General features: G+C 64.7%; 8 protein-coding genes (1 of these 8 only partly in view). All 8 read left to right on the top strand.

The features are described 5' to 3' along the window. Positions 1 to 1,026: the 3' portion of a mechanosensitive ion channel family protein gene (locus IEC33019_RS08225; RefSeq protein ID WP_244509768.1), read on the top strand. It extends 546 nt beyond the left edge of the window; 1,026 of the gene's 1,572 nt are visible here — the last part of the coding sequence; its start codon lies beyond the left edge, outside the window; its stop codon occupies positions 1,024 to 1,026. Between the two features lie 106 nt (positions 1,027 to 1,132). Further along, positions 1,133 to 3,361 carry a tetratricopeptide repeat protein gene (locus IEC33019_RS08220; protein ID WP_070092985.1) on the top strand — a complete coding sequence of 743 codons (2,229 nt, stop codon included), beginning with the start codon at positions 1,133 to 1,135 and terminating at the stop codon, positions 3,359 to 3,361. A gap of 123 nt (positions 3,362 to 3,484) precedes the next feature. After that, positions 3,485 to 4,456 (top strand): AAA family ATPase, encoded by a 972-nt coding sequence (locus tag IEC33019_RS08215; protein WP_070092968.1) that lies wholly within the window; start codon positions 3,485 to 3,487, stop codon positions 4,454 to 4,456. Between the two features lie 12 nt (positions 4,457 to 4,468). Beyond that, positions 4,469 to 5,416: a DUF58 domain-containing protein gene (locus tag IEC33019_RS08210; RefSeq protein ID WP_070092969.1), complete on the top strand. Its 948-nt coding sequence runs from the start codon at positions 4,469 to 4,471 to the stop codon at positions 5,414 to 5,416. After that, a complete protein-coding gene (locus tag IEC33019_RS08205; protein WP_070092970.1) occupies positions 5,413 to 5,919 on the top strand; it encodes a DUF4381 domain-containing protein in 507 nt (168 codons plus the stop codon). The genes IEC33019_RS08210 and IEC33019_RS08205 overlap by 4 nt, the downstream gene beginning before the upstream one ends. Continuing rightward, positions 5,906 to 6,907, top strand: coding sequence for a vWA domain-containing protein (locus IEC33019_RS08200; RefSeq protein WP_070092971.1), 1,002 nt, complete (start codon positions 5,906 to 5,908; stop codon positions 6,905 to 6,907). The genes IEC33019_RS08205 and IEC33019_RS08200 overlap by 14 nt, the downstream gene beginning before the upstream one ends. Before the next feature lies 1 nt (position 6,908). Beyond that, complete coding sequence (locus IEC33019_RS08195) at positions 6,909 to 8,495, top strand: VWA domain-containing protein (RefSeq protein WP_070092972.1); 1,587 nt, start codon at positions 6,909 to 6,911, stop codon at positions 8,493 to 8,495. Further along, on the top strand, positions 8,492 to 9,799 hold the full coding sequence (locus IEC33019_RS08190; RefSeq protein WP_070092973.1) for a BatD family protein: 1,308 nt from the start codon (positions 8,492 to 8,494) through the stop codon (positions 9,797 to 9,799). The genes IEC33019_RS08195 and IEC33019_RS08190 overlap by 4 nt, the downstream gene beginning before the upstream one ends. Positions 9,800 to 9,819: the final 20 nt, after the last annotated feature.

Genomic DNA, 9,819 nt, shown 5'->3' with positions numbered 1-9,819 from the left:
TATTACCTGGTGGACCGCCTGCTTTGGTTGCTGTACTGGCTGTTGTTGCTGTTGTTCAGCTATCAGTGGATGAGCTTCGTGCTCTCGCGCTTTCCCTACACCCGTCCCTGGGGCGAAAGCCTCAACGTGTACCTGTGGAACCTGGTCGAGCACCTGCTCAGGGGGGTACTCGATGCGATCCCGGGCATCGCGGTGGCGGTCTCGATTTTCTTCATCGCCCGCGGCATCAGTGGTTTCAGCAAGCGGGTACTGGAGCGCATGTCACGCCCCGGCACCTTGCGCTGGCTGACCGCCGAGACGCTCAAACCCACCACGCGGCTGGCCTCGCTGGGAATCTGGCTGTTTGCCCTGGTCATGGCGTATCCGTACTTGCCAGGGTCCGATACCGATGCGTTCAAGGGGCTGTCGGTGCTGCTCGGGCTGATGATCTCGCTGGGCGCGACCAGTGTGATCGGGCAAGGCATGGCAGGCCTGATCCTCACGTACACCCGCACGCTGCGAGCCGGCGAGTTCGTGCGCGTCGCCGACCATGAGGGCACGGTGATGGAGGTCGGTATGTTCACGACCACCATTCGCACAGGCCTTGGGGAGGTGCTGACCGTGCCCAACTCGATGATCACCGGCGCGGTGACCAAGAACTACTCGCGCATCGTCCAGGGCCAGGGCTATGTGGTCGATACGGTGGTCACCATCGGCTACGACACGCCTTGGCGTCAGGTCCACGCCATGTTGATCGAGGCCGCGCGGCGCACGCCGGGCATCGTCGAGCAGCCCAGCCCGCAGGTGTTCCAGACGGCGCTGAGCGACTTCTATCCCGAGTATCGCCTGGTCGCCCAGGCAATCCCCAGCGAACCCAGGCCCCGGGCCGAACTGCTGAGCATGCTGCACGCGAATATCCAGGACGTGTTCAACGAATACGGCGTACAGATCATGTCGCCACACTACCTGGCGGACCCAGAACAGGCCAAGTTTGTCCCCCCGGAGCGCTGGCATGTCGCACCTGCGGCACCGAGGCAGGATGAGTAGCAGCAACGCGTATTGCCTTCACACACCTCATCGCACGCATGAGTAAGGACGCCCCGTGTATTTTCGCCTTCTGCTGTTATCGCTGTACCTGTTGGTGATCGGCCCCATGGTGGCCTGGGCCCAGGCCCCGGATACCGCCCCAGGGCTGGCCAAGGACCGGGAAGGCTATGCCGATGCGTCCAGTTGCAAGGGTTGCCATGCCCCACAGGCCGCACAGTGGAAGGACTCCGACCACGCCTGGGCGATGCGCGAGGCCACCCCGGGCAATGTGCTCGGCGCTTTCGATGGCCGCAGTTTCGACGAGGCGGGGGTCAAGGCTCGCTTCTTGCGTAAGGGCGAGCATTACTACGTCAACACTGAGGGCGCTGACGGCAAGACGGCGGACTTTCGCGTGCGCTACACCTTCGGCTATCGGCCTTTGCAGCAGTATCTGGTGGAGTTTCCCGGCGGGCGGCTGCAGGCCTTGACCCTCGCCTGGGACAGTCGCAGCAAACAGGACGGTGGACAGCGCTGGTTCTCGCTCTACCCCGGCCAGCGCTTTGCGCCGGACGACGCCCTGCACTGGACAGGGCGCTACCAGAACTGGAACGGCATGTGCGCCGATTGCCACTCCACGCGGCTGCTCAAACACTACGATGACCAGCACGACCGCTACGCCACCACCTGGCAGGAGCAGACCGTGGGCTGCCAGGGCTGCCACGGCCCAGGGCAGGCCCATGTGGACTGGGCAAAGCAGGCGAACACCGACAAGCCCTACGCGACGGCAAGCGACATGCAACTGAGCGTGGATTTCAAGGCCCTGGATAGCAAAGGCCTGATCGAGCAATGCGCGTTCTGTCATAGCCGCAGGCAGTCGCTCGGCACAGGACAACAACCGGGCAAGCCACAGCTCGACGCTTCGCTACCGGCGACCTTGCGTGAAGGCTTGTACCACGCCGATGGCCAGATCGATGGCGAGGTGTACGTCTATGGCTCCTTCACCCAAAGCAAGATGTACGCGGCCGGGGTCAGTTGCACCGACTGCCACGACCCTCACACCACCCGGGTGAAACTTGAGGGCAACACGCTGTGCCAGCAATGCCACAGCCCCCATCCGCCCAGCAGCCGCTTTCCCAGCCTGCAGGCTCGCAACTACGACACCCCCGAGCACCATCACCATGCCCAAGGCTCCCCAGGCGCCCAATGCGTCAACTGTCATATGCCCAGCAAGACCTACATGGTCGTGGACCCGCGTCGCGATCACAGCTTCCGCGTGCCGCGCCCGGACCTTGCGCGAAAGACGGCAAGCCCCGATGCCTGTACCGCCTGCCACACCGACAAGCAGCCGCAATGGGCCGCGACGGCCATCGAGGGCTGGTTCGGTGCGCCAAAGCGCCCGGCCCATTACGGTGAGGCCTTCCATGCCGTCAGGGCCGGGCAAGGTGACCGGCTCAACCTGCTGACCGCCGTGATTGCCGACATCGGCAAACCTTCCGTTGTTCGTGCCACCGCCGCCCAACAGCTTGCCGAGCTCGGGCCACCGGCCATCACTGCGCTGGGGTGGGCGCTCAACGCCAAGGATGGGGCTGTGCGGGCCTATGCCGCCGCAGGTTTTGCTCGTCTCGACCCTCAAGCACGGGTCAGGCGGTTGCTGCCCTTGCTGAACGACCCGCTGCTGGCCGTGCGTGACGAGGCGCTGCGCGCGCTGGCCGACGTCCCGCTCGACGCGTTGCCTGCCGAGCGACGCGAAGGCTTCACGGCGCAGTTGGCCGATTACGAGCGGCGTCTGCGCGAGAATGCCGATTTGCCGGGCGGTCGGCTCAACCTGGCCGTGCTGCTGCAGCGCGAGGGCCGGGAGCAGGAAGCGATCGCCCAGTACCAAGAGGCCCTGCGCCTGGATGCCCATTTCACGCCTGCCCGGGTGAACCTGGTGACGCTCTACTCCAATACAGGGCAGCTCGATGCCGCCCAGCGACAACTGCGCGAGGGCCTGGCACTTGAGGGAACACCTGCGGGTGATCATGGCAATCTCGCCTACATGCTGGCCTTGCTGCTGGTCGAGCAAGGCCAGGGCCAGGAAGGCGTGAAATGGCTGGACGTGGCGGCCAAGGAAATGCCGGACAACGCGCGGGTCTTTTACAACCAGGGGCTTTTGTTGGCGCAGTTGGATCGCCGTGATGAGGCCTTGCAGGCGTTGCATCAGGGGCTGGCCTCGTCTCCAGACAATGCCGACCTGCTCTATGCCTTGATCTACCTGCACTCCAAAGCAGGAGAGCTGGAGCTGGTTGAGCAGTATGTGGAACGCATGCGCAAGGTGGTGCCGGATGATCCCCGGTTGCCGCCTATCCGGCAGTGAAGCAGACAACATAGGTTGTACGCGACAGGCATCGGCGGGCTTTTCAATGGCGAACGATCGCCTGTGGACTAAAGTTACCAGCGACTTACCGGAGCGATTGCCAGGGCGTCAAGGAGAGCGACCGTGACCATGCGTGATGAGATTGCCGAGCTGCAGGCTCGGGTCGGCCAGCAGGTGCTCGGCCAGGAGCAGACCATCGGCCATATCATGCTGGCGTTGCTGGCCAACGGACACGTGTTGCTCGAAAGCCTGCCCGGGCTCGCCAAGACACGCACGGTGAAGGCCCTGGCGACCCACCTGGATGCACGCATGAGCCGTATCCAGTTCACGCCCGACTTGCTGCCCTCCGATATCACCGGTGGCGAGATCCTCCAGCAGACCGACAGCGGCAACCAGCTTCGCTTCCAGCCAGGGCCTCTGTTTGGCAATGTGATTCTGGCAGATGAGATCAACCGGGCGCCGGCCAAGGTGCAGGCGGCTTTGCTGGAGGCCATGGAGGAGCGCCAGATCACCGTCTCTGGCCAGACCCACTCGATGTCCGGGCTGTTCATGGTGCTGGCGACCCAGAACCCTATCGAGCAGGAAGGCACCTATCCATTGCCGGAGGCGCAGATGGATCGCTTCCTGATGAAGCTGCTGATCGACTACCCCAAGGTAGAGGATGAAGCCCAGGTGCTACGCATGGTGCGTGGTGAGGACTCGCACAGCGGCTCCCCGGGCGAAGTGCCACCGATGGCCCAGGAGGCGATCTTCGCCGCACGCCGCGAGGTCGGTGGCGTGCATGTGTCCGAGGCCATCGACCGGTATGTGGTGGACCTGATCAACGCCACTCGCCATCCCGCCGACTATGACAGCGACCTGGCGCGCTGGATCAAGGTCGGGGCCAGCCCGCGGGGAGGCATCAGCCTGGACCGGGTCTCACGGGCGCATGCCTGGCTGCAAGGCAACGATTACGTGACGCCGGATGATGTGCGCACAGTGCTGCACCCAGTGCTGCGTCACCGCTTGCTGCTCTCCTATGACGCCGTGGCCGATGGGATCGGCGCTGACCAGGTGCTGGACCGCTTGCTGGACAAGGTCGCGGTCCCGGCGTGACAGGAGGCTGACATGTCAGGGTCAGTGAGCGCGGATGGTTCGGTGTATGTATCGCTCGAACAGCTGATGCTGCTGGAGCATCGTGTGCGCGACCTGAGTTTTCTCTCGCGACAGCCGTTGTCCAGCGTGCTGTCCGGCAGCCATGCCGCGCGCTTGCGCGGGCGTGGGCTGAGCTTCGACGAGCTGCGTCAATACACCCCGGGAGACGACCTGCGCCACCTCGATTGGCGGGCGTCGCTGCGCTACAGCAAGCCGTTCGTACGCAGTTACACCGAAGAGCGCGACCGTCCGACACTGCTGCTGGTCGACCAGCGCATGAGCATGTATTTCGGCTCGCGGCAGTGCTTCAAATCCGTCACGGCCGCGCAATTGGGGGCGATCGGCGCGTGGATGGCGTTTCATGCCGGGGACCGAGTGGGCGGGTTGGTGTTCAACGACCAGCAGATCGAAACGGTTCGCCCCTTGCGCAGTCGAGCCCGTGTCGAGGCGCTGTGTTCGGCCGTGGTTCGTCACAACCAGGCACTTCATGCCAGCCACGTCGATGATGAGCAGCCGGAGCAGCTCGATCGCGTGTTGCGTCAGTGCCTGGGCATTGCCGGGCATGATCACCTGATCGTGATCATCAGCGATTTTTCCGGCGTGACTGACCACACCTTGCAGCTGCTGCGCCAGCTGCGTGCCCATAACGACGTGTTGGCCTTGCAGGTGTTCGACCCCATTGCCTTGCAACTGCCTGAACAGGGCAGGGTGATGGTGACCCAGGGGGAGTTGCAGGTAGAGCTGGAAATCGCTCGTCGCCAGGTTCATCGGCCTTTGGGTGAGTTCCTCAGCGCAAGGCTCAAGGCGGTAGCCACCTTGCTGCGGCGCAGCCAAGTCCCCTTGATGATGTTCAGCACCGGTCGCGACAGCCTGGTGCAACTCAGGGCGGAGCTGGGCCGGTTATCGGTGATGCCCCGATGAACCGCGCGCCCAGCCCCAGCATCGACCAGTTGCGCGAGCTTGCGCTGCCGGCTGTGCCCACCAGCTATTGGCCCCAGACCTGGGGTTGGTTGGCCCTGCTGGGGGGGATGATGCTGTTGCTCGGCGCCTCGGCCATCTGGCGCTACCTGCGGTGGCGGCGCAATCGCTACCGGCGTGAAGCGCTGGCCCGCCTGGCGGCCTTGGCTCTGGCCCTGGAAGACCCGGCGCAGCGCCTGGCGGCCCTGCGCGAGGTCCCTGAACTGCTCAAACGGGTTGCGTTGTCGATGCCTGATGGGGCCTGCGCTGCCAGTTTGCGCGACGCCCAATGGCAGGCATTTTTGCAACGGCACTGCGCCACACCGCTGCCTGCGACCTTCGCCCAGCACCTGGCACTGCTGGCCTATGCGCCGGCCGATCGCTTGCAGGCCTTGGCTGACGAAGAGGTTCGGGCGTTGCTCAAGACATGCCGTCAGTGGATCGAGGTGCACCATGTGGCAGCTTGAATACCCCTGGTTGTTGCTGTTGCTGCCGGCGCCCTGGCTGGCCTATCGCTACCTGCCGGCCTACCGTGAGTCGCGCAGCGCGATGCGGGTGCCGTTCTTCGCCGCCATGAGCCGTGCCGTGGGCCAGGAACCCGGGCGCGTCACCGCAGGTAGCGGGCGCTGGCAATTGCTCCTGGCCTGGCTGGTCTGGGCCCTGGTGTTGCTGGCCTGTACCCGACCCGTCTGGGTGGAAAAGCCCATCGTGCGGGAGCAGCCAGTGCGCGATCTGATGCTCGCGATCGACATCTCTCAGTCCATGGCAACCACCGACTACAGCACCCCAGCGGGGCAGCGGGTCGACCGTCTTCACGCGGTGAAGGACGTGGTGCGAGATTTTATCCAGCGCCGCAAGGACGATCGCATCGGGCTGATCGTATTCGGCACCGGTGCCTACCCCCAGGCCCCGCTGACTCTCGATCACGCCAGCCTGGGTATTCTGCTCGACGAAGTAGGCATCGGCATGGCCGGTCCCAATACTGCCTTGGGCGATGCCATCGGCCTTTCCATCAAGTTGTTCGACGGCGCCACGGAGCAGGAAAAAATGCTGATCCTGCTGACCGACGGCAATGACACCAGTAGCGCAATCACCCCGGGCCACGCCGCAGCCATGGCCCACGATCGGGGTATCGTGGTGCACACCATCGGCATCGGCGATCCCGGCGCCAGCGGTGAGGCCAAGGTCGACCTGCAGGCCCTGCAGGACATTGCCCGGGTGACCGGTGGGCAGTTCTTCCGCGCCGACGACAGCGATGCCTTGCGACAGGTATACGCCACGCTCGATCGCATCACTGCGCATCGGGTCAAGACCTTGAGTCATCAACCCAAGCGTGATCTGTTCTGGCTGCCGCTGGGGGCTGCGCTGCTGCTCCTGCTGCTCGCACATGGTGTATCGGCATTGGCGGGCGTGCGCGACACCGCTCACCGATCCGATGCAGAGGCGCAAGGCTGATATGAACATCGACCTGGCGGCCTTCCATTTTTTGCGCCCGCTGTGGCTGCTAGTGATCATCCCAGGGGTGGCGCTGCCTGTGCTGTGGGCGCGACGCCATGACCTTACCCGGCAGCTTGACGGCATCATCGCAGCGCATCTGGTTGAGCACTTGGTGATCACACCGCAGGAGCGTCATCGTCTGCACCCGGTCCATCTGCTCGGGGCGATGCTGGTGCTCGGCGCGGTGGCGGCCGCCGGGCCGACTTGGGAGCAGGACACGCCGGCATTTCTGGACAACCGCGCGCCGCTCATCCTGGCCGTGGACCTGTCGCCTTCGATGGCTGCGAACGATGTGCCGCCGTCGCGTCTGGCGGCGGCCCGGCACACCTTGCACGATCTGATCCAGCGCCGTGCCGGCAGTCGCGTGGCGTTGATCGCCTATGCCGGCAGCGCCCACCTGGTGCTGCCACCGACCAATGATGCGGCATTGCTCGACAGCTTCCTCCAGGCATTGTCCAGTGGCTTGATCGAGCGCCCGGGCAAGGATGCCTTGGGGGCGATCGTGCTGGCCAAGCGTTTGCTGGCCGCCGAGCAAGTCCCCGGAACACTGGTGTTGGTGACCGATGGTGCCGATGCGACTCAGTTCCACGCCATTGGCAAAGCGTTGCAAGGCAGCGATCTGCAGGTATTGGTACTCGCGGTGGGCAGCCAGGACGGGGGTGTGGTGCAGGATGCCCAGGGCCGGCCATTGGCCGACGCGCGCGGCCAGACCCAGCGTGCGTCGTTCGACCGCGAAGGCCTCGAAGGCCTGGCCAAGGCGGCGGATGCGCCGTTGGGTAGCCTGACCTTGAGCGATGAGGATCTGGATTGGGTCGAGTTGCATGCCCAGCGGCATTTCCAGGCCGTGCAAGAAGCGGGGCAGCCGCCGCATTGGAAAGACGCCGGCTACTGGCTGTGCTGGCCGCTGCTGATACTGGCGTTGCTGAGTGTGCGCCGCGGTTGGCGGGTTCATTGGCTGGGCGGGTGGCTGTTGGCGCTGGTGCTCGGTTCGGCCGGACAAACGGCGCAGGCCGGCCCTCTGGCCGACGCCTTCTTCACACCCGACCAGCAGGGGCGTTGGGCCTTCGAGCACGGCCACTACCCAGACGCAGCACGCCATTTCAGCGATCCCTACTGGAAAGGCCTGGCGGCCTACCGCGCAGCGCAGTTCGATGTCGCGCTGGCGCAGTTCGCCCGGTTGGACACAGCGCCTGCGTATTTCTATCTGGGCAATACCTATGTGCGCCTGTCCCGGTTCGACCAAGCGATTGCCGCCTACCAGCAGGCGCTGAAACGTCAGGCGACGTTTCCCGAGGCCAGCGCCAACCTTGCCCTGGCCCAGGCTCTGCTGAAGGACCGTGACGAGCAACAGCAAGCCGGGCCACCGGACGAAAAGGCGGACAAGGTCGACTTCGACAACCCCTCCGGCAAGGGCAAGACGATCCAGCGCAGCGCCGGGCAGGCCAGCGCCGATCAAGTATGGTTGAACAACCTCACTACCTCGCCCGCCCAATTTCTCAGGCGCAAGTTCCTCCTGCAGGATGCTGCCAGGGAGGCCACACCATGAAGTACCTGTTACTGGTCATGCTGGTGCCCCTGCTGGTTCAAGCCGCTGAGCCGCAGGTCAAGATTCGCAGCCAGTTGCTCCCATCGGAAAAGGTGCTGGTGGGCGGCACGGTGGTCCTGCAGATCGACTTGCTGGTCGATACCTGGTTCAACGCAGCGCCTCGCTTGCCGACGATGACGTTGGACGGGGCAGTGGTTTCCGCCCCCAGTGGTGAAGCCACGCATTTGAACGAGCAGATCGATGGCAAAGCATTCTTCGGCCTGCGTCTTAACTACCAGATAATCCCCGAGCAGGCGCGGGGGTATGACATCCCGCCCTTGGCCATTGAAGTGCAGCCAGGACAGGGCAGTGGGCCGCTCACTGTACATAGCCAGGCGTTGCACTTCGTCGCACGTCAGCCTGCCGGCAACGCCCAGCAACACCGCCTGGTGGCAAGCCAGGTCCAGTTCAGCCAGACGCTGGAGCCCTCGCACACCCCCTTGCGGGTGGGTGACAGCGTCACCCGGCACTTGCATGTACAGGCCCTGGCGGCCCAAGCGATGTTGATCCCACCGCCGGCGTTCGCCCAGGTCGACGGGCTCAAGCGTTACCCCCAAACGCCAGTGGTCAAGCCACTGAGCGATGGGCGAGGCGGGGTCAGTGGCGGGCAGCGGGAGGACGCCGTGACCTATGTGGTGACACAGGCTGGTCGCTTCCAGTTGCCGGCCATCGAACTGCACTGGTGGGATGCCGCCACCGCACAAGCACGGACTGCCACGGTGCCCGCCCTGACGCTGGAGGCGACGGCCGACGCCGCTTATCAGGCGCCGTTTTCGATCAGCGATGACCTGCGCGCTTTGGGGCAAAAGGCTCAGATACACGTCGCTGGCCACTGGCTGCTGGCACTCTCAGCACTTGCCCTGGTTGCAGGGCTGGGCTACCTCGGACGTGGCTGGGCAGTGGCACTGCGCAGCCGCTGGCGCAAGTGGTCGCAGCAGCGCGAGCAGGCTCGTCTGGCCTCGGCCGACTACGCCTGGCGCCAGGTCGCCGGGCAGTTGTCCCTGGATCCACCCCAGCTCGGCGCCTTGTATGTCTGGCACCGCCGTGCGACGGGATGTCGTGAAATGAGAACGGCTTCCCGTCCATTACCCCTTGCTGTTTCCAAATGTTTGCTAGCTTTCTTCAGATCACGTTACGGCAGCGGCGCGTCGGACCCACGCGCTAGCGCCGAGTTTGCCCAGGTGTTGCCTGCGCTGCGCCGCGCCGTCGAGCCGCCGCATCGCACCTCGCCTGATCGACATGCCCTGAAGCCACTGAACCCCTGAGATGTGCCAGGCCCTGCATT

The organism is Pseudomonas putida, from assembly GCF_002741075.1.
Taxonomy (GTDB): domain Bacteria; phylum Pseudomonadota; class Gammaproteobacteria; order Pseudomonadales; family Pseudomonadaceae; genus Aquipseudomonas; species Aquipseudomonas putida_T.
The sequence above is the reverse complement of the archived record's forward strand: the minus strand, read 5'-3'. Positions and strand labels throughout refer to the sequence as shown.